At 57.6% G+C, this 26,965-nt stretch carries 20 protein-coding genes and 4 pseudogenes; 12 read left to right on the top strand and 12 right to left on the bottom strand.

Annotated elements, in window-relative coordinates; genetic code table 11:
- Positions 1–4 precede the first annotated feature (4 nt).
- The 3 genes and pseudogenes from tnpB to KJQ96_RS33040 all read right to left on the bottom strand — a co-directional run.
- A complete protein-coding gene (tnpB, locus tag KJQ96_RS33050) occupies positions 5–175 on the bottom strand; it encodes an IS66 family insertion sequence element accessory protein TnpB (protein ID WP_249727018.1) in 171 nt (56 codons plus the stop codon).
- Positions 163–324 carry a hypothetical protein gene (locus KJQ96_RS33045; protein ID WP_213254921.1) on the bottom strand — a complete coding sequence of 54 codons (162 nt, stop codon included), beginning with the start codon at positions 322–324 and terminating at the stop codon, positions 163–165. Before KJQ96_RS33045 ends, tnpB begins: the two co-directional genes overlap by 13 nt.
- Positions 321–686 (bottom strand): annotated as a pseudogene (locus KJQ96_RS33040) (transposase); the annotation flags it as partial. The pseudogene KJQ96_RS33040 and the gene KJQ96_RS33045, both read right to left, overlap by 4 nt.
- A gap of 1,323 nt (positions 687–2,009) precedes the next feature.
- Here KJQ96_RS33040 and KJQ96_RS33035 point away from each other — a divergent pair.
- Both KJQ96_RS33035 and KJQ96_RS33030 read left to right on the top strand, forming a co-directional pair.
- On the top strand, positions 2,010–2,195 hold the full coding sequence (locus KJQ96_RS33035; protein WP_145963793.1) for a hypothetical protein: 186 nt from the start codon (positions 2,010–2,012) through the stop codon (positions 2,193–2,195).
- A 272-nt stretch (positions 2,196–2,467) separates the two neighbouring features.
- Positions 2,468–2,944, top strand: coding sequence for an Lrp/AsnC family transcriptional regulator (locus KJQ96_RS33030; protein WP_108523191.1), 477 nt, complete (start codon positions 2,468–2,470; stop codon positions 2,942–2,944).
- A gap of 246 nt (positions 2,945–3,190) precedes the next feature.
- Here KJQ96_RS33030 and KJQ96_RS42250 read toward each other — a convergent pair whose 3' ends face one another.
- The 4 genes from KJQ96_RS42250 to KJQ96_RS33010 all read right to left on the bottom strand — a co-directional run bounded on the left by KJQ96_RS42250 (position 3,191) and on the right by KJQ96_RS33010 (position 8,238).
- Positions 3,191–3,379, bottom strand: a complete 189-nt coding sequence (locus KJQ96_RS42250) for a helix-turn-helix transcriptional regulator (RefSeq protein ID WP_108523203.1) — start codon at positions 3,377–3,379, stop codon at positions 3,191–3,193.
- A 1,961-nt stretch (positions 3,380–5,340) separates the two neighbouring features.
- Entirely contained in the window at positions 5,341–5,898 is a 558-nt protein-coding gene (locus tag KJQ96_RS42245) for a 4'-phosphopantetheinyl transferase (protein WP_375293227.1), read from the bottom strand.
- A gap of 583 nt (positions 5,899–6,481) precedes the next feature.
- Complete coding sequence (locus KJQ96_RS33015; protein WP_244608732.1) at positions 6,482–6,727, bottom strand: hypothetical protein; 246 nt, start codon at positions 6,725–6,727, stop codon at positions 6,482–6,484.
- 980 nt (positions 6,728–7,707) lie between these two features.
- Complete coding sequence (locus tag KJQ96_RS33010) at positions 7,708–8,238, bottom strand: FkbM family methyltransferase (protein ID WP_305830722.1); 531 nt, start codon at positions 8,236–8,238, stop codon at positions 7,708–7,710.
- Between the two features lie 555 nt (positions 8,239–8,793).
- Between KJQ96_RS33010 and gmd the strand changes: the two genes are divergently transcribed.
- Entirely contained in the window at positions 8,794–9,879 is a 1,086-nt protein-coding gene (gene gmd / locus KJQ96_RS33005) for a GDP-mannose 4,6-dehydratase (protein ID WP_213254894.1), read from the top strand.
- Positions 9,860–10,861: a GDP-L-fucose synthase gene (locus KJQ96_RS33000; protein ID WP_283772421.1), complete on the top strand. Its 1,002-nt coding sequence runs from the start codon at positions 9,860–9,862 to the stop codon at positions 10,859–10,861. Before gmd ends, KJQ96_RS33000 begins: the two co-directional genes overlap by 20 nt.
- A 151-nt stretch (positions 10,862–11,012) precedes the next feature.
- Here KJQ96_RS33000 and KJQ96_RS32995 read toward each other — a convergent pair.
- Together KJQ96_RS32995 and KJQ96_RS32990 are read right to left on the bottom strand one after the other, a co-directional pair.
- A pseudogene (locus tag KJQ96_RS32995) lies at positions 11,013–11,318 on the bottom strand (6-pyruvoyl tetrahydropterin synthase family protein); the annotation flags it as partial.
- 371 nt (positions 11,319–11,689) lie between these two features.
- Positions 11,690–13,003, bottom strand: coding sequence for an LLM class flavin-dependent oxidoreductase (locus KJQ96_RS32990; RefSeq protein WP_213254892.1), 1,314 nt, complete (start codon positions 13,001–13,003; stop codon positions 11,690–11,692).
- Between the two features lie 2,215 nt (positions 13,004–15,218).
- On the opposite strand from KJQ96_RS32990, the pseudogene KJQ96_RS32985 reads away from it, so the two are divergent.
- The 8 genes and pseudogenes from KJQ96_RS32985 to KJQ96_RS32955 all read left to right on the top strand — a co-directional run bounded on the left by KJQ96_RS32985 (position 15,219) and on the right by KJQ96_RS32955 (position 24,785).
- Positions 15,219–15,967 (top strand): annotated as a pseudogene (locus KJQ96_RS32985) (hypothetical protein).
- 60 nt (positions 15,968–16,027) lie between these two features.
- The gene (locus KJQ96_RS32980) at positions 16,028–16,699 is read left to right on the top strand and encodes a hypothetical protein (RefSeq protein ID WP_213254890.1); all 672 of its coding nucleotides are present in this window, start codon (positions 16,028–16,030) and stop codon (positions 16,697–16,699) included.
- Between the two features lie 482 nt (positions 16,700–17,181).
- Positions 17,182–19,395 (top strand): hypothetical protein, encoded by a 2,214-nt coding sequence (locus KJQ96_RS32975; RefSeq protein WP_249727017.1) that lies wholly within the window; start codon positions 17,182–17,184, stop codon positions 19,393–19,395.
- A gap of 142 nt (positions 19,396–19,537) precedes the next feature.
- Positions 19,538–19,888 carry a DUF3363 domain-containing protein gene (locus tag KJQ96_RS32970; protein ID WP_213290479.1) on the top strand — a complete coding sequence of 117 codons (351 nt, stop codon included), beginning with the start codon at positions 19,538–19,540 and terminating at the stop codon, positions 19,886–19,888.
- A gap of 336 nt (positions 19,889–20,224) precedes the next feature.
- Positions 20,225–20,408 (top strand): annotated as a pseudogene (locus KJQ96_RS40645) (hypothetical protein); the annotation flags it as partial.
- A 1,522-nt stretch (positions 20,409–21,930) separates the two neighbouring features.
- Complete coding sequence (locus KJQ96_RS32965) at positions 21,931–22,620, top strand: response regulator transcription factor (protein ID WP_213254886.1); 690 nt, start codon at positions 21,931–21,933, stop codon at positions 22,618–22,620.
- 73 nt (positions 22,621–22,693) lie between these two features.
- Entirely contained in the window at positions 22,694–24,109 is a 1,416-nt protein-coding gene (locus KJQ96_RS32960) for a type II and III secretion system protein family protein (protein ID WP_309142502.1), read from the top strand.
- A 10-nt stretch (positions 24,110–24,119) separates the two neighbouring features.
- Positions 24,120–24,785: a CpaD family pilus assembly lipoprotein gene (locus KJQ96_RS32955; protein ID WP_213254884.1), complete on the top strand. Its 666-nt coding sequence runs from the start codon at positions 24,120–24,122 to the stop codon at positions 24,783–24,785.
- A gap of 39 nt (positions 24,786–24,824) precedes the next feature.
- On the opposite strand, the gene KJQ96_RS32950 is transcribed toward KJQ96_RS32955, so the two are convergent.
- Genes KJQ96_RS32950 through KJQ96_RS32940 form a run of 3 tightly spaced genes read right to left on the bottom strand, consistent with a single transcriptional unit; the run spans position 24,825 to position 26,965 of the window.
- Positions 24,825–25,862, bottom strand: a complete 1,038-nt coding sequence (locus tag KJQ96_RS32950; RefSeq protein WP_213254882.1) for an EscU/YscU/HrcU family type III secretion system export apparatus switch protein — start codon at positions 25,860–25,862, stop codon at positions 24,825–24,827.
- On the bottom strand, positions 25,859–26,680 hold the full coding sequence (gene sctT, locus KJQ96_RS32945; protein WP_213254880.1) for a type III secretion system export apparatus subunit SctT: 822 nt from the start codon (positions 26,678–26,680) through the stop codon (positions 25,859–25,861). Before sctT ends, KJQ96_RS32950 begins: the two co-directional genes overlap by 4 nt.
- Complete coding sequence (locus KJQ96_RS32940; protein WP_213254878.1) at positions 26,681–26,965, bottom strand: EscS/YscS/HrcS family type III secretion system export apparatus protein; 285 nt, start codon at positions 26,963–26,965, stop codon at positions 26,681–26,683. It abuts the gene before it with no gap.

Genomic DNA, 26,965 nt, shown 5'->3' with positions numbered 1-26,965 from the left:
AGCCTCACGAGGAGGGGCATTCGCATGGATAGTCGAGCAGCATCGCGAGCTGCGTCGCACTTAGATGCACCACGCCGTCGCGGACGGGCGGCCAGGTAAAGCGTCCCTGGTGCAGCCACTTCGTCACCAGCACCATGCCGCTGCAGTCCCACGCCAGAAGCTTCACTCTGTCCATACGCTTGCTGCGGAACACGAAGACGTCGCCGCAATACGGATTCGCGCGCAGGCTTCGCTCACCAGCGCCGACAGCGTGTGCACCGACTTGCGGAAATCGACCGGCTGTGTCGCCAGCACCACCTTGAGGTCGGACCGTAGCGCAATCACCGGATGCCCCGAAGCGCTGCCAGCACGGTCGACAGCGTCGCCAGCTCCACGCCCGGCTCGCCCCGGATGCGCGCCCCGCTCACCTCGATCTCGATCACCCCGCAGGCCTTGGCCCGCGGCGCGCTGATCTCCAAAGGCTTCGTTTGTACCGGCGAAATACGCTCGGACTCGCCTGCTGTCCCGCCACCGCTCTCGGCACCAATTTGGATCGGCACGAAGTTTGGCGGCTTGCCCGCTACCGCCGCCGCAACTTGGCGTCGCCACACCGTAAGCAGCCCGCGGGAAACGCCATTGCGCCGCGCCACCTCGGAGATGTTCGCACCCTCCTCAACGCTCTCCGCCACGATCCGGGCCTTCTCCTCGCCCGTCCACCGTCACCGTCGGCGCTCCCCGGTGATCACCTCGACGCGGCGATAAGAGTCACCTTCCTGCCTGGCATCAAGCATGGCATTTGCCATCGCGCCACCTCCACAGATCAGCTCATGCCAAGCTGTATCGCAGGTGAACCTCGCGATGGCGAGGTGGGGGCCTCATGCCGGTTACCGTAGAAAGCGATATGGTGCACTCCTTCCATCCAGACGACCATGATCGGAAGAAATGTGGAGAGTAAGCATTCTCCGCCCCCGTAATGAAAAAGGAAGGCCGAGATCGACATCTCACACGCTCTGCCGGTAACACATGGCTCGCGTTAAAGCTTGTTCGCGTGCCTGTATTGGCAGTGGCGACTTCACGAGTGCTGCTACAAACCCATCGCATCCCGGCCGCTTGAATCCATCAAAAAAATGTACCAAAGCGCAGAAATTCCACGAAGATGCGCTGCTCATTGCATTAATCAAGATCTAAATATTCGTTAAACTCAGCAAACCTCGCAAAGCACTCCGATGGAGCGAGCCGCTTCGCCAACAAGGCGGACCTCAGACTTGGGATCGCTGCACCTCACCTGCGGGCATGGTGAAGCGGAAGACAATGTAGGGAGGCTATAGACGTAATGCCGACTGAAGGCGAACATGCGCAAAGCTTCCACCGTGGCTCGATTGAGAGCCTAAGATTTATGGTGGCCCCGAGATCGGCGCGCGAGGCCTGCATCTATCGATGCTATCTTGATGCCATGAATGCCACTGTCGGCCTGATCTTCCGGCCATCCTCAACACACCTGAAACGTTCGTGATGAAGGCGATTCAGTGTGCGGCTTCGCCGAGGATGACACTTTGATAAGTTTTCAAAGGTTAGTTCCACACTGTGTCGGCATCCATGAGTACTTCGATTGATGATAGCTTAAGTGAGATCAGATCAGTGCGCAATGAAATTTGGCGTTGTCTTAAGTTGCTTCAAAGCGAGTTGCCTGATGAGGAGCGAAAGCTCATCGAGCAACGCCTGGTTGAACAGTGTTCCGCCTTCGAACGGCTGTTAGCGACCACATTTCCTTTCACGTTGAGGCTCAAGTCAACTTCAGTACCTGTGCCGCTCAACACGTAACTAAGTCTACCGGCATGAGCCCCTCACCTCCATCCTTCGGCTCACCTGCGATCCGGCCTAGACTGAGTTCATCAGTGGAGGTGGAATGGCGGCAATGCGATGCATGATTTCAGGCAGGAAGTTGATTCCTATCGTTGCATCGAGGTCATCGCCCTGGGCCGCCGGCGGCAGCGCCCCAACGATGGATAGGCGAGGAGAAGGCCCGGAGCGTGGAGCAACGTTTTCAGAAGGATGCGAACATTGTAAGCGGTCTTTGGCGCAATCGCGTTGCCAGCGGCAAGGCCGAGATCGGCCGCCAGCTTGAGCAAATCCGTCAGCAAGTTAGAGCCGAGGGGCCCGCAATCTCCGGAACCCAAAAGCTTCGCAAGAGAAAGCAGAGCCAGCTTGAAATTTGAGCATAGGCCCTCCTTTAAACGAACGATCTTTGGCAAAGGTGGGGAGCAGCAGGTGATCGCACCAACGCCTCATACCATTCACACGTCGTCGTTAACGTTCACTGGCTGCTCTTCATCCGGCAGGATGATCAACTCCTGGCGGAGCAGACTCACTACCAGCGGCCAAGACGGTGCGATGGCCCACGCGGTCATTCGTTGAAATCATCGCATGCATTTGGAATATTTTGGACGCCTTTCGGGATGAAATTCACCTCAAGGCCGGGGAGCCGATTATGCAATACGATCGGATAGACGCCCGCATCCTCGAGATTGTGCAAAAGAACAACCGCCTAACTTCCGAGGTGATCGGCGCACTAGCAGGGCTTTCTGCTACCGCGTGTCAACGACGACTGAAGAGGCTCCGTTCGGAGGGCATTATCGAGGCCGATGTTTCAATCGTTTCGCCGAAAGCGGTGGGCAGACCTATTCAAATGCTGGTGCTGGTGACCATGGAGCGAGAGCGTTCAGATATAATCGATAGATTCAAGAAGGCCATCAGATCGTCCGTTGAGATCGTCAACGGCTTCTACGTCACCGGCGACGCGGATTTTGTCCTATACGTTACCGCGCCCACAATGGAAGATTATGAGGAGTTCACTCGGCGGTTCTTCTATGTGAACCCGGACATTAAGAGCTTCAAGACGATGGTCGTATTGGATCGCGTAAAGGCGGGCTTTGCTGTTCCCGTTGAAGCACCATCCGAGAATTGACAACACGCTGATGCAGGCGTTTCACCCCGCGGATCGACGCGTTTGCGCGCTTTTCATCACTTAACGCGCATAGAAACCGCGGATGCTATCGCTTTCTGCTTGTATGCTGATGAGGAAGGGTTCGAAAAGCTTCCGTGCTCCCTTTCGGTGCGACAGCAAGCGATAGGTGTGCCGTACCTGCCAGCTGAGCGGACGACCTCCACTTTGATCAGCGCCTTTGAGTTGAGCCTCTCCCGTCGTTCAACTTCACGGAAAAACGCCCAGGTCATTACCTAATCTCGCGCAGAAACTTTCAAGCAGCACAATGCTGACGGTCGATTGCCTCGTTTCGAACCGACTGATCATCCGGACTGAAATACATGCTGCCGATGCACCATCGCCAAGCGTAAGCCCGCTCTCGAGCCGGGCACGCCGAATGGCAGCCCCCCTTCTCATCGATCGGCGCCTTTGCGGTCGCGCAGCGGTAGGCGGAAGCCGCTCCGGCACGCTTCCTTCTTAAGCTTACTCGGGCGCTTCCAATCCGCTCGCTTGACTTACCCAACTCGACGTCCCCCGCAGAAATTGCTTGCACAAGATTTGACGGCTAGACGCTTCGCGACTAGCAACGCTCGTTTGTCGCCATTGGTTCTCCTCGCCGATCCACAACAGTGCTCCGGCTTGAGATCGCGTCGAGGACATTCGCCCGAAGCTCCAGAAACGTTCATCGAAATTTTTATCGGCAGTCCTTAGCCAAAGGTGACGGATCCGACCGAGAGGACCGCACCATGTTTGGCTCGGTACGATAGGCCGTTCCGGCAACGAATGCGAGACTACTAAGGCCCGACAACCCTTCGAGTGTCATGATGCGGTGCTCGATCAATGTGATTGCAACATTCATCTCCTTCGAGAGCAAGCGGAGTAGACACTCGACGCACCTCACCTACTCCGATGTTAGGGGGTTAAGCGTGCCACACGCAGCCATCACGAATGTCCGATTCCTCGAGCCCCAGCCTTCTCGTCGTCATAGCTTCGATTAGCGCATCGATCTGGTGCTTGGTCGTGCCCGGCGTGACGACCAGGTGGCTGACGTCCTGCGTCGCAATCTACCACTTGGTCTTGATGCATTCTCCAACGGGAGGGAAGACCACGGTCAGCGCATCGGGATTGCGCCACGCTCTCACGCCATGGGCATTTAGCTCTTCGGCTGCGTAGGCCGCGAGTTGCTCACATTGACGGAAGGTTCGCTTGATCCCTCCGATACCTAGGCTGCGGATCGCATATCAGAGAACAATCGGGGTACCCTTTCGGTTTCCGCTCGCCTGTACTCTGGAACGCTCCCGAGCAGGAACTTCATCATCCGCGCGTCGTTCCGATGCATTTTGTCGGTCTGCCACAGAAGCGCGCCTTGTCGCCGTTATCGAAATATGCCGCTTCGATTGGTGTATGGATCGCCGCAGTAATGCTCGATGAACCCGCTGAATGGCGCAAGTAGCGCTCCGGCTCCGGATAGAGCCACCTAGATAAGGGGCACATTGTAAAAGCCGTCGTCAGAATGGCGTTGACACTCGATTGGCTCTCAGGGGCGACGGTCTTGATCGATTCGTTCTCACTAGACGCGGATTTCATCATTACACCTATGTCGAGAACCGTGCGAACAGCACCGGTCCGCAAGCGTAACGAAGCACAGCGGAAATGGGTTGAGAGGCTTAGAAACCCAAAAAGCTCCCAATGCTCCGCAGCTCGCGATTCCCCTTTCAATTGCAACTTCGGACTTCTGCGACCGGCTTGGCCCTACTGCCACCTGGCGCGGTGCAGGATTTGAGCCACTGCGACGCAACCGCAAATTGGCTGTTTTTTTCGCTCGCGATGTCGCATTCGCAACAGCTTGGCGGCTTCTAGACAAGAGGCGCGTTTGCTTTCGTACGGAAGCGCGCGCGCAGGCCAAGGCGAATTGCGACTCGGCAGCCCGACGGGCGCCCACCGCCTCGATCATCTCTGGCTTGGCTGTTGCTTGCGGCGTCGCTCTCACCACGTTGCGTATCCGGCAGTTACATAGCTTGTTCGATGTTGGATCTAACGCCGCCATCGCTATTGCGAGCGTGGGCATCATCGCGCGAAACCCGGATAACGGCAGCTAGTCGTGACCTATCAGGCGCTCCCTTTTCACGGTTTCCTGATTGAGAGACCCACATGATGACCGGCATCTCAGCTCACGTTCGATCAGAAAGGGCTCGGTGAAGGACCTTGTCTGGTCGGATCGCGGAGAGGGCAGCGGGGCGCTACGGAGTCATACACATTAAGCTTCTTATCGGAGTCAAAGCGCCCACTCGCTACTAGAACAGAAGAATATTCTTCAATTGCAAGGCAACCTCGATGAGGTCTCGTTTGGCCTTCCAGCATTTAGCTGACGAGATGCATCACGCGCCTCGAAATCGCACGGCTAGTGCTAGAATTCCTCCAACAAATGGACGATAGATTCCATTTATGGTTCGACTGCCGAAACTAGTAGGCTTTTCCGGGTTGACAATCTCAGCCTCGAAGACCCCGCTCTGATCATTCGTCCTGACACTGACATCTTGAAAATCCAAGAATTCACCAGTTGCCGGCGCATATGATTTGTATACGGCTTCCTTTATTGCGAAGAACAATTTCGGGCCGAAGCGACTGCTGGACCACTCCTTACGTTCGATTTCCTCGGAGGTGCACACGAGCGGCAAAAGGTCCGCACCTAGCGGTTCATGATCTTCAATGTCCAACCCCAGAGCGAGCACAGTGTTGGACTTTCCAGCAACAGCTCCGCAATCAGACGAAGAGTGGGAAATGCTGCCGACGACCCCCGAAGGCCAAAGAGGAGCCCGATCCACTCTCGACAAAATCGGAACAGGAGCGAAACCCAATTTGCGCAAGACCTCATGAGCGTGATGCCGTCCCCAGGCGAACTCACGCCGACGACGAAGCGAGACGTTCCCCAACATGTCGTCTTCGGCCGGAAATGGGAGGGGGACCGGGTCACATATCGATCCGCCGGAAAAGCTGATGTCATTTGCCAAAGCTGCGCCGATAGCAGCCCCTAACGTCGTTAGCGTTTTCATAGGTTGGACCAACCTTTGTTCTGGAACAATCTGAAGCTGCAGATCTGAGCTCGCTTTACGTTAGCTAGCCTGAGATCGCAGGCCGCTCAAGGCCCGCAGCGTCCGAGACGAAGTCATGCTCTGCGACGCTCGATATTTCGACGGCAGGATCGGACCGATCGAGCGTGCATCGGACGAGCTCTGCGCTGACGCGACCCGCTTTCGAGATCGACAGCCCTCGCGCCACACCTGGCTGGCCGAATTGCATCACCGTTGTCGGAGCTGTCGCAGAGTGCTCAGAGTGGACGGGTACGGCCTTCAACAATTCCGGTGAGGCAGAGGTCGGGGCGGATTGGTACCCTGCTTGTGGACGTCGAGCAGAATTATGCAGTCTATGTGGAACCTAACCTGTCGGTCCTACCCTCCATTATGATGCCGGACCAACGAGGGCGACTTTGTGCTGCGCGGTCGTGCGAGGAGCTCTCGCTCACTGCATTTGATCCGTGGCGCGACCGATGAACTCGAGCACCGACTGCGCCTTGTGGATCTCACGTGCGACGCAATTGAAGATTCGGGTCGCAGATTCAAGCGTGACGACAAGTCCAACCTCCTCGCATGATAGCTCAAAATGATGCGCAACCTGTTCGTTGGTAGGTGCAATGCCACTTTGCAGCGAGCTGATCGCTAATGATGCGAGCATGTGCTCGACCACGTCTTTTTCGGCCTGAGTCAAGACATGCTTCCTTTCTGAATGTTGGCTCGCCTGTCGGCGAAGTTGTGGTCGCCGTTGAAAGACCGGCCAAAGCCGCTCCGCCTCCGCGCCTGTGTTGCCACGACGGTCACATCATGCGGGCTCAGGAAACTTGGGCGAGACAGCTTCCGTCGACTTCTAGACTCTACTTATGGGGCTGCAGTAAGCAGAGTAAGGCTCAAAGACGACCCTGCGCATACGATCTCGGAAGTTCGAGACGTCTGCCGGATCCGCAGCCTCACCCATTGGGGCGCTTCGCCGTGACACGAACTCGAAAGCGGCGACGTCGACTTCTGCACGCATGGCGGGAGTCCGAAATTACACGAACATGATGACCATGCCGGCGCAACCGCCGGCCCCCGGTGAGCAGCGGACTGAGGTTTCCCAACATGCTCCACGAAACGAGGAGAAGGCAGCAAGCATCACAGTAGTTCAGCTCCTTCGCAGCGATACCGCACTTCCTAAAGAATACGGCGCCCTCGCCACCTGCATATCAAGATCGGCTGAGAAGATCGCAACGTGCCACGCAGCCCAGCCAATGCGGCGCACGCCTCACCCACATGGGTGACTCTGCCTAAGGGTGGCCGGCCCTCCGAAGCGCTTGCACGGACTGATCTACCTCCCACGTCGCACCACTACGAGCCCTCTTACGAGCCCTCTTGGATTTGTGGATCTTTCCTTGACTCCGATCTGTTTCTGCCTGCCAACACGCGAAGTGACTCAGCCTCTCGAAGCACACTGAATGAAAGCGTCACGAGGATGCTCGAGAAGACGCGAATCCCTCAATGGGAACGTTGCGTGGCACTCGTTTGAGTTGCTAATGATGGCTTTAGTCAGCATTTTTTCAAGCCTACAACCTGACGCTACGTGAGATTCAAGCTGTTTTTGTTGGGCTTGCGGCTTTTCGGGATTTGGGTACTTGCGAGTTCTTATCGAAGAGCTGATCGCAGGCGAGTAAGGGTTCATCGCCGGACGAACGAAGGTAACAGGTCAAGATTGGCTTGCAGGGACTGCTGCCCTTCATAGAGCTCCTGGTCGCTGCATTCCGTGTAGACGAAGCGCGTGTTGCTCAAGGTATTCCTGCCGCCAGCGATCACATCGGACTCGGCTCCCTGCACGTCCATCCAGATGAAATCGATGCGTTTTAAGTTCGCCTCACGGCACCAATCATCCAACCGTCGAGTTTCAACTGAGATGGGATGATCAAACCGAACCCAGTCATGTTCCACGAGATGATTCTTGGGTCGGCGTATTGAGCCAGAGAGATCCCATTCCTTCGCATCTCCATTTCCATTGCTTGGATGGAAATCGACCCTGCCATTTCGCTCACTGACCGCGATCTCGAATAGCTTCACTTTGTCGAGGTACAGATCCATGTTTTTCTTGAAGCGAGCAGCCGCTCGGGGATCTGGCTCAAAGCAGTAGAGCTGAGCCTGCGGGCAGAGCTCGAGAAACTTTCGCGTATCGGTTCCGTCGTTGCAGCCGATGTCCAAGATAACGCGATCCGGCTTTTGGAAGAAGAGAAGCAATCTGCCGATTGTACTGTTAAGGATGATGTGGGTTCCATGGAAATATGCGGTCTCTTAGAAAAAGGCCTGCCGAAGCCTAGCCAGCAGTCCTGTCGAGAACTTTTGGAGCGCTCGGCAGCTGCCTACTTACAGGGCCTCGCGGAGGTCCGTTGAACTTTGTCCTTGAATTCTCGATTACACGCACCCCCTTCCTGCGCAATGTATATCAATGTATATATAGTGTATGCGCCGGCCTGACGATAAATCGGATGGATTATGCGCGCCTCTCGATCAACTCGTGGCTTTTAGGATGCGTCGCCAGCGTATTTCGGGCTCTTCAATAGGCGCGTCGTACCATGTCATTGCTGTCGAATTGCAAAGTAGCTCGTCACAATCGCACCACAGCACAAGGCAAAGGGCGGGCTCCAGCTTTCATTGCCCCGGCCGATGCTGACTCGGCGGCCTAACCGCCTGATTTGAATCGACTTTCAGTTAGACTTCGCAAATGACGGCCTTCCCTTGCGCATAACCGGAGAGAGAATGACGGCTCAGGATTCACAGCGGCGCGTGGCGCTGATCACGGGCGTCACCGGCCAGGACGGTGCCTATCTGGCCGAATATCTGCTTGGCCTCGGCTATGAGGTCCACGGCATCAAGCGGCGGTCGTCCTCGTTCAACACGGCGCGGATCGATCACCTCTACCAGGACCCGCATGCCCGCAACGTGCCGTTCCTGCTGCATTACGGCGACATGACCGACTCGACCAACCTGATCCGGCTGATGCAGCAGATCAGGCCGACCGAGATCTACAACCTCGCTGCCCAGAGCCATGTCGGCGTCAGCTTCGAAAGCCCGGAATACACCGCCAACGCCGACGCGGTCGGCGTTCTGCGCCTGCTCGAGGCGATCCGCATTCTCGGCATGGAAAAGGAGACGCGCTTCTACCAGGCCTCTACGTCGGAATTGTACGGCCTGGTCCAGGAGGTGCCGCAGAAGGAGACCACGCCGTTCTATCCGCGTTCGCCCTACGGGGTCGCAAAACTGTACGGCTACTGGATTACGGTGAATTATCGCGAAGCCTACGGCATGTTCGCTTGCAACGGCATCCTGTTCAACCATGAGAGCCCGATCCGCGGCGAGACCTTTGTCACCCGCAAGATCACGCGCGGCGTTGCCCGCCTCGAGGTGGGGCTTGAGGACACGCTCTATCTCGGCAATCTCGAGGCCAAGCGCGACTGGGGGCATGCGAAGGACTATATCGAGGGCATGCATGCGATCCTGCAGGCGGATCAGCCTGACGATTTCGTGCTCGCCACCGGCGAGACGCGCTCGGTGCGCGAACTGATCGAAGTCGCCTTTGCCGAAGTCGGCCGCAGCATCGAATGGCACGGCAAGGGCGTCGAGGAGACCGGTGTCGACAAGAAGTCCGGCAAGACCGTGGTGCGCATCGATCCGGAGTATTTCCGGCCCACGGAGGTCGACCTTCTGATTGGCGACGCCAGCAAGGCGCGGGAGAAACTGGGCTGGAAGCCCAAGACGCCCTTTGCCCAGCTGGTCAAGGAGATGGTCGCGAGCGACCTCGAAGACGCGCGACGGGAGGCGGCTCATGGTAAGCATTCCCTTTGAGCTGAAGGGCAAGACCGTCTACGTCGCCGGCCATCGCGGCATGGTCGGTTCCGCACTGGCGCGCCGGCTGGGGCGTGAAGATGTCGAACTGCTGACAACGACCCGCAATGAGGTCGATCTGCGTGATCAGGGGGCGGTCAACCGGTGGTTCGCCGCCCACCGACCGCAGGTCGTATTTCTGGCGGCAGGCAAGGTCGGCGGCATCGTCGCCAACAACACGCTGCGCGCAGAATTCCTCTACGACAATCTGGCGATTGCGGCGAACGTGATCCATGCCGCGCATGTCCATGGCGCCGAGAAACTGATGTTTCTCGGCTCCTCCTGCATCTACCCCAAGCTGGCGCCGCAGCCGCTGCGCGGGGATTCCATGTTGACCGGCCCACTGGAGCCGACCAACGAGCCATATGCGATTGCGAAGATCGCCGGTATCAAGATGGTGGAGGCCTATCGGAGCCAGTATGGCACCGACTTCATCAATGTGATGCCGACCAATCTCTATGGCCCCGGAGACAATTATCATCCCGAATATAGCCACGTCGTGGCTGCGTTGATCCGCCGTTTCCATGAGGCGAAGGCATCCGGCGCCAGCGAGGTCGCGGTCTGGGGCACCGGCACGCCACGGCGCGAATTCCTCTATGTCGACGACCTCGCGGACGCCTGCATCCATTTGATGAAGACCTATTCGGATGACGAACTAGTCAATATCGGCACCGGCGAGGACACCACGATTGCCGAATTCGCCCGTGTCGCGGCCGCAACTGTCGGCTATACCGGCGAGATCAGCTTTGACACCTCGCGCCCCGACGGCACGCCGCGCAAGCTGCTCGATGTCTGCCATCTCACCGCGCTCGGCTGGCGAGCCCGCACCTCGCTGAGGGAGGGCATTGCGTTGGCGTACCGGGCATATCTAAACGAGAGCCACAGGTCGCGGCAGAGTAGTCCTCCGCGTGCCGAACAAGCGAGCGTGATCCGGGACCCATAAGCAATCGGCCTGTGAAGACTCTCCTAGCGCTTGAGCGGGAATCGATCGTTCGGGCAGAAGGGGTTTTAGATGCACGCTTTTTTCAAGCTATAGGGCTCGAAGGATTGCAAATTCGACGACGAGAAGCAGGCCAAACAAGGTGCTTTTCTTGTCATCGTCCCTCATATTCAGCCCAACAATCGGAGGTTTCGTAGGCTCGAACGGATAATATTTGATGAAGCTTGTGCTTCAATCTCTCCAAGATCAAAACGGCAATGTTCTCTGCCGTAGGATTCTCCAATCCCTCGACTTCGTTTAGGCATCAATGATCAAGTGCACTGATGATCTAGGTCAGAAAAGTCTACGACGAATCCGGTGACAGGATCCCTGGTCCATCGAGTTGCACCTCGACCCTATAGGAATGGCCGTGCACGCGGCTGCACCTATGTGTGGGCGGCACGTTCGGGAGCCGGTGAGCCGTTTCAAAAGGCTTGGGATATCTTCATCGAATGCGCAGATGCTTATAGGATTTCAATGCTCAGCCCAGTTCGGATAACTGAGTAGTACCCATGATTTCGCGTATGGATTGGGGCATCCATCAGCTAAAGGGGCAATTGGATTCAGGGGGTGAGGCATTCGGCATCTACCCCGATCAACGTAGTCACCCAGAAAACTTAGACGCATAGCTTTGGGTTCCCAGCTTCGCAGAGAAATCACTTGTAGGATTGGCGCGGCCAGCACACAAGCTTCTTAGGACTGTGAGCGATGCGTGGCCGATTTCCTCGGCCGTTGCCGGCCACTGAGGGCACCCGCCCATGAACTCGGCCAGATCCCATCGCGGCCCTCGCGTCAGTCGACCTTGGCCGACTTGGCGAAGGACTCGCGTGAAGCCATCGGAATGGCGCCTCCGCGGGTCGGGTCCGCGAAGGTGCCACCGGCCGAGGCGTAGTCCTTACCTGTACAACGCTCAAGGACGATGCCAATCGCCTCGACATTCGGGATGTCCGACTCGTGCAGCTCGGGCATCGAGGACTTGCGGGCAAGTGCCGCCTCTACGTAGGGAGCCAGCTCCTCTTCTTTACGTCGGACGCGCTCGTCTTCCCGCTCTTTCAGAGCAGGCATGACCTCTTTGGCGAACAGCTCAAGTGCCTCACAGATATGCTCGTGCTTATTCATGCCGCACTGCTGGATAAAGATCATCTGGTCGATACCGGCATCAGCATACCCCATGAGATGCTCGCGAACACTCCTGGGCTGTCCGATGCTGCCTGAGCCTGGCGTCTCCTTCATCTCGTCCTTGATCGCTTGGAAGCGCCGCCACAAATTCGTGCGCCCAGGACGGTGTTCGCCATATACCGCATAATGCGCGATCGAATAACCGAAGAACTTGAAACCATCGAGTCCTCGACGCATCGCTTCTTCGGCGTTCTCATGAACCATCATACCGTTGAGAGTGGCGATATTGGCGTTTACCGAATGCCCAATGGGCACGCACTCATTGGACTTGATGATCTGATAATACTCGTCGCGCCACACTTTCGCTTGCGACGCCTCCACAAATCCAAAAACCAGCGCCCCTACCCCGTAACGCGCGGCACGCAAAATACTGTCGCGCCGGGAACACGCCATCCAGATCGGTGGGTGCGGCTTCTGGACCGGCTTTGGCACGATGTTACGGGTCGGCATTGAGAAGAATTGCCCGTCGTACCCGGGATACGGCCGCATCGTCATCATATTGGCGGTCTGCTCGACCCCTTCCCGCCACATGGCATTTTTCTGCTCGGGCTCGATCCCAAAGCCATGCATCTCGATCAGCGACGCGGATTCTCCGGTCCCCCACTCGGCGCGCCCCCCAGAGATCAGATCGAGCGTCGCCAGGCGCTCCGCCACCCGCGCCGGATGGTTGTAATTCGGGGAGGACAGGCAAATGCCGTGACCAATGCGAATAGTCTTTGTACGCTGGGAGACGGCACCCAGAAAGACCTCGGGTGCGGATGAGTGGGAGTACTCCTCGAGGAAATGATGCTCAACCGCCCACATGTGATCGAATCGAAGCCGATCGGCCAGTTCGATCTGCTCCAGCGCATCACTGAACAATTTTCGCTCGCTGCCGTCCTCCCAAGGACGCGGCAACTGGTGTTCATAAAACAGTCCAAGCTTCATCCTTTTTCTCCTGGGGCACGATGGTCACCGAGCCGCTTCAAACATGGCGCCCAGCCCACTGTCGCAGGGTGGTTCTGCGCCGCGGCCAGCAAATGTACTTCGTTCTCTCGGTTCAAAGCTCTTGCGCGCCAATCGAGCTCTCTATCTTAACTCCAGCCGCCGATCTGCTGGAACGGCTCGCCGCCCCCTCCACGAAGGTAGTGCACTGCGCCTCATTCACGACCATTTCCGAAGCCACTGAAGGGCAGGCTCTCCCAGTTCGCCGCGACCGAGGCGCGATCTGGATGTGCCTCTCTGCCGACGATCAGACGCGACAGGACCAATGCCGCTGCTGGCCGAATGACAGCGGCACCACGACGGATGTGGCTTCAATCGGCGCTCCAGCACTCAACAGTACAGCAGTTATGGCATTGATTTGGATCAACTGAGCAAGCCTCATCTAAACTCCCGGGCCGGTGCCTGCGATACCGCCATTGTCGTGACGGATTCTTCACCGTCTCCCAGCAATCGGCGTGCCACAAGACCTTTTGTGCGAGGCTGCTTGAAGAAGACACACCATGTGCTTCGCGTCAACTACTAGCTGCGTAGTGTCGGGCCTGGAAATTACGTCTTCAACCGGACACGGCTGACCACGACAACACGTGCGTTAAACGACGACCCTGGGTCTCGTGCCGAACTCGAATGCCTGCTCGGGGATCATCTTGCCTCTGGCGACTTCACGGCCAGGGCGCTCGGCATCGCAGCATGATCTGGTATCTGGCAATTTGCGGCGGGGGCATCCAGTGGTGCTGGCGTTGGCCGTACAGGCTGCCGCATCACCGATGCTTGCCGGTTGCCGTCTCCAAGTTTGTTGGCGGCGAGTCCTCAAACGCGCTCTGAGCGAGCCCTACACGTCGGATCCGACGACGATGTCATGGGGCGCGGTCGCCGAGTGAGATTCCGACCTGACGGCGTTCGCATGTTGAGGACCGCGGTCATCGTCGCGCTCTGGGCATCCGCGCTGATGAAGAGAGCCGAAGGTGAGCCGTAAGCGGCCGGCCAGTCCTGCTGATCAAAGTGGGAGAGCCGGTCGCCGGGGCGAAGGACGTCACCCGCGATTGCGATCGTGGCTTGGCGAGAGGCCGCCTCTTCCGGCCACTTGCTGAAACCATTCACCAGCGATGCTAGACTTTGGCTGTTCAACTCCTGAAGCGCTCCGCTTTCATCGCCCGAACATGCGGCTATTCTGATCGTTGCATTACGGTATTCGGCCATCGTTGAAGTGTCGACCGAATGATGATGCGAAGAACGAAAGGGCTCTGAGCCCGACTTCCTTAATCAGAGGGTTATCAAGCCGCGACATACATGCAGCTATGCGCTCGCACGCTTCGATACCTGCCTGACCTCAGGCCTGCTGGCTCACCGCATTGCATGTCGTGGCGCACCCCCACGATATCCCGGCGCGGATGTCTTCTTCGAAGCATGGCACGAATCTCAGTTAGTATCTGCGGCGGCCTTTTACAGGAACGTTGCCTGGTCCACGCCGGCACCCCGGCCGGACACGACTGCCTATGCAGCGGGAGCGCGTCTCTTCGCGAGATTCTGGTAGCTTGATCGCAGCGCGGGCGGTGCGCGACCTGCGCAATTGCAACTTACATCACCAAGCATTCAGCATTCGTATCATCCGACACTCCCCAGGCCACATGCGACTTTGCCAGCTTTCAGTATCATTCCAATAACCGGCGAGAGCGCTTCCCATCCTTGTACAAGATGTACCCGAATGATCGGTCATCATCCGCAAGCGAGAAGGTCGACCTCGCAAGGCATGCCGCTCGAATTGATTGCTCAAATGAGCCATAGACGCCTGCGTGGTAGCCTTGGTCATCGTTCTTCCAAGCCTACAACCTGACGCTACGTGAGATTCAAGCTGTTTGATGCTCATCTATATACGGCGATGTACCGCTGATGGTGGTCGCGGTCATAATCGCCGCAGTCGGCTTTTTCCGAGAACGGCTCGTTCGCATGTTCACAAACCTGACGTGGAACACCGCACACAGCAACTAGTCGTCCGTATCCCACCGTCACTGATGGCCTCGCATCAAGAAATCCCCACCACGCGTTGGTGACGCGTCAAAGATTCCACTATCCCTTGTTTCTGCCATCTTCGCATCCAAAGCAGAGATTTGCTGATTGCACACGTCGCGGTCGGCGGTAGCGAGTGCTTTAAGGGGATTCCGTGACAAAGCCAGTTGTGATTGTGGTGGGTGCGGACAAGGGTGGGGTTGGCAAAACGACCGTATCCCGAACGCTTCTGGACTATTTCAATACCAATAACGTGCAGACACGCGCATTCGATACTGAGTCGCCGCGAGGAACGTTGAAGCGCTTCCATCCCGAGATGACCGAGATCGTCGACATGACCACGACTGCGGATCAGATGAAGATCTTCGACACACTTAACTCAGGGTTATCCATCACGGTGATCGACGCCCGCGCAGGCTTGCTGTCTCCGGCGCTGGCATCCTTGCGCGACATCGGCTTTTTGGATGCCGCGCGGTCCGGCCAGATCACCTTTGCCGTATTCCACATCTTGGGATCATCCATCGCTTCCCGGGACGAGATCGCCGAGACCGCCAGTTCCATGACTGGTGCAATGTATTTTCTGTTCAAGAACTTCATCAACGACACTCAATTCTTCCAGTGGGACGAGTCGACCTACAACTCCTATACCACCGTATCAAGAACGCGACCGAGCTGACGATCCCTAAGCTCAACGAGATGGCCTATGAGCAGGTCGAAGTTGCTTCCGTCCCGTTCGTCAACTTCGTAGCCAACAAGGATCGGCACGACGATGCCGCGAACCACTCCTTCGTGCTGCGCGGCTATGTTCGGCACTGGCTCGCGAATGTCTGGCGCGAATATGATCGCATTAACTTGACCGACTTGGCCGGCGCCAAGTCACTGACCCGCGGCGGCGAAAAATAGTCGCTCGTTCGGCGATTGAAGGACTGAACCACATACGAAGTTAGCTTGATATTACTGGCAATGTTAGCCACGCCCGTTTACATCATCTGCTCTCCTATCCCGCAGGTCGGCAATACCCTCGTCTCTCGCCTCATGAGCGAGTTCTCGCTGCTGAAGAACGGCACTGCGCTCTCGTTCGACATCAACCTGAAGGAGCCGTCACTGGTCGATTACCTGCCTAACATCACTGAGACGGCGGATGTGATCGACACCTACGGCAAGATGCAGCTGATGGACCGGCTTATCCTGCACGACCGGGTGGCCAAGGTAATCGACCTCGGCTTCCATGCCTTTGATGAATTCTTCAAGATGTGCGAGGAGATCGGCTTCATCAAGGAGGCGCTCCGCCGCCGTGTCGCCCCCGTCATCCTATTCGTCGCCGGCACCGACCGCGCCTCCTCGCGCAGCTATGAGATGCTGCGGTGGCGGATTCCGCCGTGGGCGCTAATCACCGTCCACAATGAATTCATGCTGCGCGGCGAGTTACCTGAAGCCATGCATGGCGCGCGCGTACTCCGCTTTTCAGCGCTACCGGCATTTCTAAAGACCTACATCGATCGACTGAGCTTTTCGTTCACCGGATATCTGCGCAAAGAGAAGGATACCTCCATCGAGTTGCATCAGTGGATCCGGCGGAACTACATCATGCTACGCGATCTCGAATTGATGGTGATGCCACAGCCGTCGTCTTGAGTCGGGCTCCACAGGTGGAGAATTCCCGCGATACAAGAATTCTTCAAGTCTGATCGTCTTGCTTTCAGACGTAATGTCCGAGCGCTTGGCAAGGCTGTTTGCCCGCTTCGTGTCGGGACGGCATCGTGCGTGGCTTGGTCCAAAAATCACGTGGCGAGTACGCGACAGAGTTCTGGAGAAATCAACGCGGTCGCCATTAGCTCGTTGTGACCTTCTGAGACTCGTCAGCTTCTCATCAGGTAACTCTCCTAGCATGAGAACCTCGATATCTAGACGGCGACGTCATCAGTAAATGAACACCCGATTGCTTGATCTCGGAATCGGAGGGGCGTGGCGAGCGGTCTCGGTCGCGGCAAACGATTGTTGGTTGTCAGTTGTCTTCAGGCTTCGACAGTCGGAATCTCGGCCGAAGGCTCCACCGCTTTCACTCGATCACCCTACCGTACGCCAGATACGAGCTTTGCTGTGGGATGTGAGGTGCCATGGAGCGAACGAATAACAATTTTAACCTGTTTGATTTTGATGTGGAAGGATTCGCACAAGCGTACTATCAACAGTCGCGCGCGGGGCAGCAATCGGGCAACACGAGGGAGCAAGCTAGCTTTGAGCAGCAGATGAACGAGTTACAACTCAACTCGTCTGATGAGAGCTCCGCAACGTCTAGTTCGCCTGATGAGAGTCCCGCAAAAGGCGATGGAGGACTCCGGCGCACTGACTTCGGCGGTTCGGTGCGGATGCCGCCACACTCCCGGCTGAGGGACACCTCGTTCAGCAGCACGCGCCACAGCGTAGACATCCCCCGAGCTCACTTTCGAGATTCGGCCCAAGTACCGCCGCAGTCCAATTTGCGGGATGATTTGTTCAGCAGTGCGCGCTACACTTTGCCATCTGAGGAGCAGCCCGCGATTCAGACGAAGAACAGCAAGGATCGCGGACTGTGGTCGCGTATCAAGTCAGGTGTCGGAAAGGCGTTTGGGACGAGTCGCAGCGAAAAGCCGTCCGGCTCCACGGCTCAGCAAGAGGTCTTTTCAACGAAGTTTCGCGTGGATTACGCCAAGCAGCCCGGCCGAACACGCGGGGTCCCTGAGGAGGACGAGGAGCTGTTTGAGGACTTCAAAAGCAAAGCCAAGGTCACCCGGGACGACGGCACCGGCAAAGTACTGGGCGACGGCACCATCAAAAATGCGATAGCCGATCTGCGCCATTTGAGCGGCCGACTTAGCCAGAACAGGAGGCCATCAATCGCGGATCGAATTGGCAACCCTGAGCTGGAAGCTGGGTTGGATGATGATGTGGAAACCTATGCGAAGGATCGCAGCGGGCGCATCAAAGCGGCATTGAAAAAGCTCCGGGACGTCGGCGCCGGAAAGGCCTTGTCAGCCGATATCCGGCGCTCGGCTCCTTATCCGGCAGACGCAACCCTCATCGACATGTGGGCCGCGGCGGAAAAGGCGACACGCAGGATTGAGCCGGAGACTGTCGATAGACAGGCTCGCCGCCTTTCCAGGTTGAGTGATTGGCTGCAAACGCGCGAAAAAGGGGCCATGGCTGGCCGACTGAATGACAATGGGCTGGCCCAAGATGTTGAGGAGTATAGGAACCAAACCGCGGACACCAAAATTAACGCCGATTTGCTCAGGCTTCGGCGCTACCAGCAAGTCCTCGAGGCGAACAGAGCGCTGGGGTTGCCTCCTCCTGAGAGCGCGCGTCCGCTCGCCGGGGAAGGCGCTCGGCAGCCCGGGTCGCCGCAGGAGCTTCCCGCAACGCCAGCTACCCCGAGCGAGGGAGCTTGGGATTGGTTTAGGAATCAGATGCAAGAACCCGCGTCGTCCACATTCACACCGCACCATGGCCCGCAGCCGAGCTCGCTTCAGGAGCTTCCGGCAACGCCAGCCACCCCGAGCGCGGGAGCTTGGGACTGGTTTAGGGAGCAGATGCAAGAACCCGCGTCATCCTCGTTCACACCGCACCGCGGCCCGCAACCGCGCTCGCTTCAGGAGCTTCCGGCAACGCCAGCCACCCCGAGCGCGGGCGCTTGGGATTGGTTTAGAGAGCAGATGCAAGAACCCTCGTCACTATCATCTGCGAGGCGTCCCTCGTCAGACGTCTACGGCGGTCTTGAGCCGCTAGTTAATTTGAATCCGCCCACACCGGATGAATTGCGTGACGACGCTCACTCTGTGCCGGCGCCTGACCTCGCCAGACCGCCGTCGTTCGTTGGGTCATCAGGGGCCCCTCAGGAGCGGCTGGATATCGGATCTATCGTCGGCGAGGGTTGGCACCACGGCTCCCAACCGGCCTCGGACGTCCTGATCGATGTACTGAGTAACATCAATCTCATGCCGAACCAGTTCGGCCCAAGCCAGTTCGCGATCAACGGTGAGCATTACTCGGCCACGTTTGGGCCGGGAGAGCACAGGGACGTTCGTCTCATCCATCATCCTCGCGCGAGGCCGATGAATGAAGCTGGGCCATCGCGGCAGCCCATAGCTGATCTTGGGTTTCTTATCCGCGGGGGATGGCAGCACCGCGAACGCTGGCTTCCGCCTTACCTTGTCCGTGCACTAGAGGGGGAGCACCTCTTGCCGGAAGCCGGGCGCCCGACGTATATCAACATCCGCGGCGTGCCTTACAGGGCCGAGTTGCTGGAAACGGACGGCGGCTCACGCGTTCGTGTTTATCCTGAAGCTGGTTGAAGAACGCGCTTGGGCTGCAATCTCGGGTCAGCGGGGCGGCGCATGGGGGGAAGTTTTACCGCACACCCAGCGGCATAGGCTTGCTCGCACCAGGGGCACCCACGGGAAATGCGCTGCGCAATATGAGTTTGGATAAAAGGAAATGGCGATCGCGAAATTCAACTTACTTATTGCCGAGGTCCGCGCGGCACTCGAGCGGCTGATCGATGTGCTGGCAGACCTTGGACTTGCCCACCGCCACGGCTACAAGGTTGAGCGCCCGCGCCGCCGTGAGCTCGACACCGGAAGCCGTCTCGCCGAGGATATGGGCCTTGCGTATTGCCCGCTGATGCAGGTGGGTAGATTGCGGGGGATCTATCGCCGAAGATTGTCGATCGCCTCGGGGCGCTTTGCCATGATGGCATCATTCTCGGTTCAGCTCGTGCCCCGCCCCTTCGCTCGAGCACGAATTGAGCAACTACGTGAGCGGCATAGCCGGTCCCGGCAGCGTTGACTGGACCCTTGGGCACAAACGCGGCCTTTCGCTCTGACCCGCCGATCTCTGGGCTGGGACGCGCGCGACTGCGATGCGCGGGCTGCGCCGTTGGTTGTACCCGCGTCGATGGACCTAAACCCGTGTCACTCTACCTCATTGTGGCGCCCATCGTTCGCAACCACCCTCGCCAGAAACTCATTGTGATGACTTTAATGAGCTCGCAGCACCTTGGCCGCTCTTCTTGAGAGGCGGCCTGCCTTCATGGCTGGCTCTGACATCCGCTGCTTCCGAATCAGCCCGGACCCTGAATCAGCTCGAACGGGCCTAGGGGCGGAACCACGATCCTCGACAATTGCCACCGATGACGAGCGCACCGTCAAGCGCGTAACCGACGCGCTTTGGGAAATGCGCCAAGTTGCGAGCCATGAAGAACTATGCCGGGCACCGATTGAGCCCATAGCTCGGACACATGGTGGTGAGCTGTCAGGAAACGTCGCGCCCCTTGCTTATCTCGGGTGAAGTGATGCAACTCTCACCCATGCGAAGGAGCTTATCAATTTTCGTCGGTGCACGAACGACGTCACCGGATATAAGACGGCAAACGTCGGACGAGAGTATGAATCGAGCGTCAGGGGGGTTGGCCGCTTATCTTCACGCAACGAGCTCTCGGAGGACTTAAATCGTATGCAGCGTAAGATTGTAGTGTTTCCGACACAGCTCGCGACAATACGTCCTGACAGATAGCAAAAAGCGCGAAATGTCTCAAACCCGCATGAGAGGCATCGATTTTCCGTCCAGATAACCACGAATGATGAGTCTCGGCGCCAGCGAAGGCCCTCTGGTTCGCGTAAGATGATTTGCTGTTTTGATGCGTCGCGGTGCTTTTTATCCAATTTCCCATGGTGGCTGCTTCAGCAAGCCTGCGATTTTTAGAATATTCATGCAACGAGCTCTCGAAGGGACTTGAATCGCACGTAGCGTCAGATTGTAGGGTTTCAGACACCAGTCGCGACAATGCGTCGCGCGCAACACTTCCTGACAAGGTAACAAGAATTGCGAATGTCTCCAACCCGTAGGGCCACACCGCTCGACCCCGTCACGCTCCTCGATCAGTCCACTCGAAAGCCTGTTGGCAACGTAGCCTACGCGCCGGACGGGGTACCCGCGCCGGCCAAGTTGAGGCTGCAACAGCACGAGGAGCTCAAGAGCAGTACTCGCTGTCGTCGCGTTCCCGTTGTCAGAGGGGAAATGAAGTTGAGTCCAAGTTCGGTATCCGCCGCCGTTCGTCCCGAGAGGTGGAATGCAGGCGGCGGAACCACCCGAACCACATGCCTGATTACGCCGCTGCGGGGACGGACTCGCCATTCTTCGGTGTGCCAGATGGGCCGCAGCCAAGCGGGCGCGTTGGATCTGTCTAAATGCCGGGTTTTCTCGCGCTCCCGATGCACGTCACCGCCCACCGAGACAATCTTTCATAGCCCGCGGCGCATTGGTTGTTTCGTCCCATGTTAGCGGCATCTAGAGCATCGGCCCGCTGCGGGGGTGCGATCTGTCTTCACGCGTTCAAGGTTGCATTTGCTATGACCAAACGACCTCACAGGTCGATGGCATATCAAGACTCACCGCAGAGTCAGGGCAACATGGGGAGATTCGAAATGTCTCGTTCAGTTCGGATGCCAATCCAGCCATTCTCTCTTGTGCTTTGGTTTCGATTGCGCGTGCTGGCAATGCGCTCGCCGAGCCGATGACCGGAAGCACTGCCGAGATTGGCGCGAAGATGCACGAGGGTCCTGCCACAGCGCTCAATGCTCTGACTAATTCTGACCTAGTTCCCGACATCAAGACCACGGTGACTGTCAAGGACGCATGCGATCCACAGCAAACGGCCGAAATTGCTAATCGGCTCTCAATGGGCGGAGCGATGTTGGCCGTTGGCAACATTGCTCTTCTTAGTCGGTACCGACTCCCGACGTTTACGTTGAAGCTGGAGAACTCAATTTCGCCCGACTTCATGGTCGACGGTGATCTGCTTGGTAGTTTTGGCATGAAGAGGCAATGAAATGCGAACGCTACTGGTTGATCATGATGCGGACCTTGCGCGCGCTGTGCAAGGAGCGCTCTCGGATTGCGGTTTCGCCGTTGATGTGGCGGGCACGCTGGATGAGGCGGCGACCGCTCTCGACTACGCCAAGTACGACGTTCTCCTGCTCGAGTTGGCCCTACCGGATGGAAACGGCCTGGACTGGCTGAAGCGGTTGAGACGCGACGGACATTTGATGCCTGCCATGGTGATGAGCAGCCGCAATGATCTCGATAGGCGGATCGCCATTTTCAATGGTGGTGCAGACGATTTTCTGCCCAAGCCCGTGTCTACTGATGAACTCATCGCTCGGATGCGAGCCATTCTGAGGCGATCAACGCAAATGACAGCCCCCGTCGTTGTGTTTGGCAATCTAAAATTCGATCCGATCGCCCGGCAAGTTTCAGTTGGTGGTCGGCCGCTAAAGATTGCACGCCGCGAAGTGTGCATTCTTGAGCATCTGCTCAGCCGCGCAGGCCGCGCCGTGCCACGCGCGTCGCTGGAGGATAGCCTCTATGCGTTTGACAACGAGGTCTCTACCAATGCACTTGAAGTCGCAATCTATCGCTTGCGCGGTCATTTGAATCAGTCTGGTGCGACGCTACGGATCACAACCGCACGCGGCGTCGGCTATATCCTTGAATTGAACAGCGCGGCATCGGCCGCGTAGTCGATCGAACTTGAAAGCAAAGACTACCTTGAAGATCGCTCTTGATAATGAGGGTGGCAGCGATCGACGCTCGATCGTCGCTAGCGCCCTGTGGTCTGCCGTTTGTCCTTCTCTTTCCCACCTCCTGTGCGCGGTCGCTTTGCTATCGCCACTAACTTCCGCAGCTCAGACGACGCGGGACGCTAGAGGGGGGCCGCCGCGCGCGGCTCCTAGCAGCATCAATGGGACGCTGGTCCTTTCCTCCTCGCTCGGCAAGACAATTCATCTGCCCGGGCCGGCGGCGAGCATCTTTGTTGCCGACCCGACGATCGCGGATTATCAAGCGCCATCGAACACGACCATCTTCGTCTTTGGCAAGAAGTCAGGACGGACCAGCCTGTTCGCTTTGAACGACAATGGGGAAGCTCTCGCCGAGTTTCGTGTTATCGTCAAGGACCCGATCGAGGATCTGCGTGCCATGCTGAAGGCCCAGGTCGGCGACTATCCGATCCAAGTCAGCTATACCCCCCGCGGCGCGATCCTTAACGGTACGGCTCCCAATGCCGATGTCGTCGCCACTGCCGTGAGGGTCACAGAGCAGTTTCTCGGTCCGGGTGCGCTGGTCTTCAATAAAATTCAGGTCGCCGGATCGTTACAGGTCAATCTGAGCGTTCGCGTAGCGGAGGTCTCACGCAGCGCCATGAAGGAGCTCGGCATCAACCTCTCCGCTTTGGGTCAGAATGGCACTTTTTTCTTTAGCAGCGGCAAAGGTGCTGGTTCCGGCACGGCTAGCGGCGGCGGCAAGGCAGGTATCGGCTTCAGCGCCGGTAGTATCAACGTCGGCGCTGTTCTCGACGCGCTCGCCAGCGAGCACCTCGCTTCAGTACTGGCTGAACCGAATCTCACCGCAATGTCCGGTGAGTCCGCGCGCTTCCTGGCGGGCGGCGAATTTCCAATTCCGGTCATGCAGGACAACCGACAGGTTTCGATCGAATTTCGTCACTATGGAGTGAGCCTCGACTTCGTCCCGACTGTTCTTAACAACAATCAAATCAATGTCCGCGTGAAACCTGAGGTCAGCGAGATTTCGAAAGTAGGTGAGGTCAAAGTGAACGGTATGGCCGTGCCTGCCCTCTCTACGAGGCGTGCGGAGACCGTTATCGAGCTTGGGAGCGGACAAAGCTTCGTAATAGGCGGGCTAATCAGGCGTAACTTCAGCACGGATATCAGTACTTTTCCTTGGTTAGGCGACCTGCCCATTCTCGGTGCACTGTTTCGCTCTTCGTCCTTTCAGAAGCAGGAGACGGAGCTCGTTATTATTGTCACGCCTTACATCGTGCGGCCAGCATCGAACCCGAACCGGATGAGCGCCCCCGCCGACCGCATCGGACCGCCCTCAGATATGGGGCGCGCCTTGACGAACACGTTGGCAAGCCCGCCGCGAGGCCGCGACGCTCCGCGCACCAGTGTACCAGGCGCGACAGGCGGCGCCGGCTTTATTATCGAATGAGGATCGTCGAATGACTTTACGAGCCCTGCCCCATCTGTTCGTTCTGATGGCGAGCCTAGGCGGCTGCACAAGCACTGCTCTGATCAACACGGGGCCGGCTGAACAACCAAGCATGGTGCAGCAGCAGAACAGTGTCTTGGTGCTGCAGAGCCTTCGTGGCCTCGAGCGGTATCGACTGAGGGATTTCATTGCCGGCGCCAGTCGCGGTCGGTTTGATGCGCTCCATCTCGATATCACCGGCTCGCCCCGGCTCGCCGCGCAGGTAGCCAGCGAGGCCCGCGCAATGGGCGTCGCGCCTTACAACGTCCGCCTGTTCGGCCCTGGCATCGACCGGCCTGTCGGCTTCGCGGTGCGAATCGAGGCCATTGTCTATGAAGCACGTCCTCCCGTATGTCCGTCCCTTTCGATCATTGGTCCTTCGGTTAACGATAATTCGTTCGACCAGACGCTAGGCTGCTCAACCCGTAACAATCTGGGCGTCATGGTCAACGATCCGAGCGACCTGCTGGACAATAGAGCTGTTATGGCAACAAAAGGTGATCGTGCCGCCACTCCTGTTGCCACATATGGGTCCATGGGGCGACGCAACAAGAGCGACTTGGAAGATGGAATTGGCAACAGGTCCTCGCCAGAAGCCGGGTCAACGGCGACGAGGGATATACAGTCGCCTCGATAGCGCGCCGGATGGCGCAATCATTGCTGCCATAAGCAATGTCTAGACCAGCCCGGCGGAATAGAGCGCTCTCGCAACTCCTTCAAAGCACTTCCCAGGAACGACGTTGCCCAGCCTGGCATTCCGGATGAGCTGCCGCGCCAAGGCTGGATCCTGGACAATGCTGAGGCGCAGCGACTGCGCCTCAGAAAGCAGTCGTGAGGCAAGTTCGCCCTCACCACGGCAAACCACGATCGGCACGCCGGTCTCGCCACGAATGTAGCGAAGCCCAATCAAGATCGCTTGTCCTGTCACTATCAATGTAGCGCGATGCACGCCAAGCGGAGGCTCGTTCGCCGTCTCCTGACGAAGGCGACGGTGTTCTCGTTTGACCTGCGGATTGCCCTGCTGTTCTTTGGACTCGCGTTTGGCCTCGGTCTCCGTCATGCGCATGTCCTGTAAAAACAACCAGCGCTGGATAAGAAGATCGGCCAATCCGGCGATCAGAAAAGCACCGGCAGCAATTTCGGTCAGCAATTTGATCTCAGTGAACACGAAGTTGAGACATCCCCTACCGCAGGTTGGCAAGTATACCAGCGCCTTCCAACTTGCGATAACCGTGAATAGCAAGCTTGCGCCGAGAACGCACACCTTAAGAAGCGACTTCGAGAGTTCAATGAGCGACCGCTTAGACGCAATCCGCTTGAGCCCCTTCATGGGATCCAATTTCTCGAATTTCGGCTTTAAGGACTCGAAAGAGACGTTTAATCCACCGTTGGCCAGGACTCCCGCTAGAATACCAGCGGCAACACCGGCCCCGAGGAATGGACCAACGGCCGCAAGAAACAGTTCGATCAAGCCGCCCAGCGCCTGCTGGACCGCGCTTGTGAACGGCTGCCCCTGCAGTTTGTCGATTAGCCGTACCGTTTCATACCACTTGGTCTCAATGAGGCCCGCTCTTAACCAGAGGCAGCCGAAACCGGCGCAAACACTGACTGCGCTGACCAAATCGGTGCTGCGCGGACTCTGCCCTTTCTTGCGCGCATCTTTTAGCTTCTTGGGAGTGGGGGGGAGCTTCTTCTCTTCGCTCGAGCCACTCATTTAAGGAGGTTCTTGAACAACTCGAGCACGGTGTTGGACTGACTGATCTCCGATCCCATATATTCGACGAGGAAGGTGGCGTAACTTACCATGATTATCCCATACGCCAGATTCTTCATGGTGGGAGAGACATCGTTCAGTTTGAGTTGCGGCGCAAACCGCCCGAGTATCATGACCGATACATCGAGTAGCAGCAGGAATGCCAACACGGGGCCAGAGACCAGTAGCGCCGTATACATGATGTGACCGAGAAGCCCCAGAAATGCCATCGCGCCTTGCACGGTCAAGCTAGGCATCAGCCGATACACGGGCCAGATCAAATAGCTGCCATAAAGGCCCCTAATCATATTCTCCAATCCCCCGGCTAGAACGAAAATCGAAATCGCAGTGGTACCGAGTAAAACCGCCGTCGCCGAAGCCTGGCCACGCGTGGCTGGATCATCGGAAGCAACAGGGTTCGTAATCCCCCTTTGGGTATCGATGATCTCACCCACTGCCTGGATGCTCCATAACGGAATACTGAGCAAAAAGCCGATGAGCAGGCCGACGAACACCTCCTTCAAACCGAGCAGCGTGAGACTGATCAGTCGTGAGCCCTCATCCAGCGACTGCAAGCCGTGCCTGATCTGCAACAGGCATGGCAGTCCCATCGCAAAGGTCACGCAGCCGCGGATCAGCCCCCTAATGCGCGGCAGCGTAAACACGGGAAGGACCAACATAATGCCAAGGGCGCGGGCTGCCGCGAGCCCGGCTGCGAGCACGAGTTCGATCGCCTCCTGGATCAGAGTTTGCGTCTCGGTGAATGAGGGGACGTTCATCTAACGTCGGCTAATACTTGCTGTGAGTGCGGGAAAGTCGGTAAATACCTGCTCTGCTTCCTTGATCAGCGCGGCGCTGAGCACTGGAGAGAACAAAGCGATCACCGCGACAACGACAAGAAGCTTCACAGTCAGTGGCAAAGTTTGATCCTGAAGCTGCGTTGCCGCCTGGATGATGCCGACGACCAAGCCGACAACGACCGCCGCGATAAGCGGTGGCAGAACCCAGATCATGAAGATCACAAGTGACCGGCTCATATGAGTGAGAATACTCGCCTCATCCAT

The sequence above is a fragment of the Bradyrhizobium sp. sGM-13 genome, from assembly GCF_018398875.1.
Taxonomy (GTDB): domain Bacteria; phylum Pseudomonadota; class Alphaproteobacteria; order Rhizobiales; family Xanthobacteraceae; genus Bradyrhizobium.
Note: the sequence above shows the minus strand (reverse complement) of the source record. Positions and strands in the feature narration are given on the sequence as shown.

What these genes read in the sequence shown, in the direction of transcription:
- KJQ96_RS32975 (WP_249727017.1), top strand. Translation starts at nt 17,182, where the DNA reads ATGGAGCGAACGAATAACAATTTTAACCTGTTTGATTTTGATGTGGAA.
- KJQ96_RS32970 (WP_213290479.1), top strand. Translation starts at nt 19,538, where the DNA reads ATGGCGATCGCGAAATTCAACTTACTTATTGCCGAGGTCCGCGCGGCA.
- KJQ96_RS32950 (WP_213254882.1), bottom strand. Translation starts at nt 25,862, where the DNA reads ATGAGTGGCTCGAGCGAAGAGAAGAAGCTCCCCCCCACTCCCAAGAAG.
- KJQ96_RS32980 (WP_213254890.1), top strand. Translation starts at nt 16,028, where the DNA reads ATGTTAGCCACGCCCGTTTACATCATCTGCTCTCCTATCCCGCAGGTC.
- KJQ96_RS32940 (WP_213254878.1), bottom strand. Translation starts at nt 26,965, where the DNA reads ATGGATGAGGCGAGTATTCTCACTCATATGAGCCGGTCACTTGTGATC.
- KJQ96_RS42250 (WP_108523203.1), bottom strand. Translation starts at nt 3,379, where the DNA reads ATGAGAAGGGGGGCTGCCATTCGGCGTGCCCGGCTCGAGAGCGGGCTT.
- KJQ96_RS32965 (WP_213254886.1), top strand. Translation starts at nt 21,931, where the DNA reads ATGCGAACGCTACTGGTTGATCATGATGCGGACCTTGCGCGCGCTGTG.
- KJQ96_RS32990 (WP_213254892.1), bottom strand. Translation starts at nt 13,003, where the DNA reads ATGAAGCTTGGACTGTTTTATGAACACCAGTTGCCGCGTCCTTGGGAG.
- gmd (WP_213254894.1), top strand. Translation starts at nt 8,794, where the DNA reads ATGACGGCTCAGGATTCACAGCGGCGCGTGGCGCTGATCACGGGCGTC.
- sctT (WP_213254880.1), bottom strand. Translation starts at nt 26,680, where the DNA reads ATGAACGTCCCCTCATTCACCGAGACGCAAACTCTGATCCAGGAGGCG.
- KJQ96_RS32955 (WP_213254884.1), top strand. Translation starts at nt 24,120, where the DNA reads ATGACTTTACGAGCCCTGCCCCATCTGTTCGTTCTGATGGCGAGCCTA.
- tnpB (WP_249727018.1), bottom strand. Translation starts at nt 175, where the DNA reads ATGGACAGAGTGAAGCTTCTGGCGTGGGACTGCAGCGGCATGGTGCTG.
- KJQ96_RS33030 (WP_108523191.1), top strand. Translation starts at nt 2,468, where the DNA reads ATGCAATACGATCGGATAGACGCCCGCATCCTCGAGATTGTGCAAAAG.
- KJQ96_RS33000 (WP_283772421.1), top strand. Translation starts at nt 9,860, where the DNA reads ATGGTAAGCATTCCCTTTGAGCTGAAGGGCAAGACCGTCTACGTCGCC.
- KJQ96_RS42245 (WP_375293227.1), bottom strand. Translation starts at nt 5,898, where the DNA reads ATGTTGGGGAACGTCTCGCTTCGTCGTCGGCGTGAGTTCGCCTGGGGA.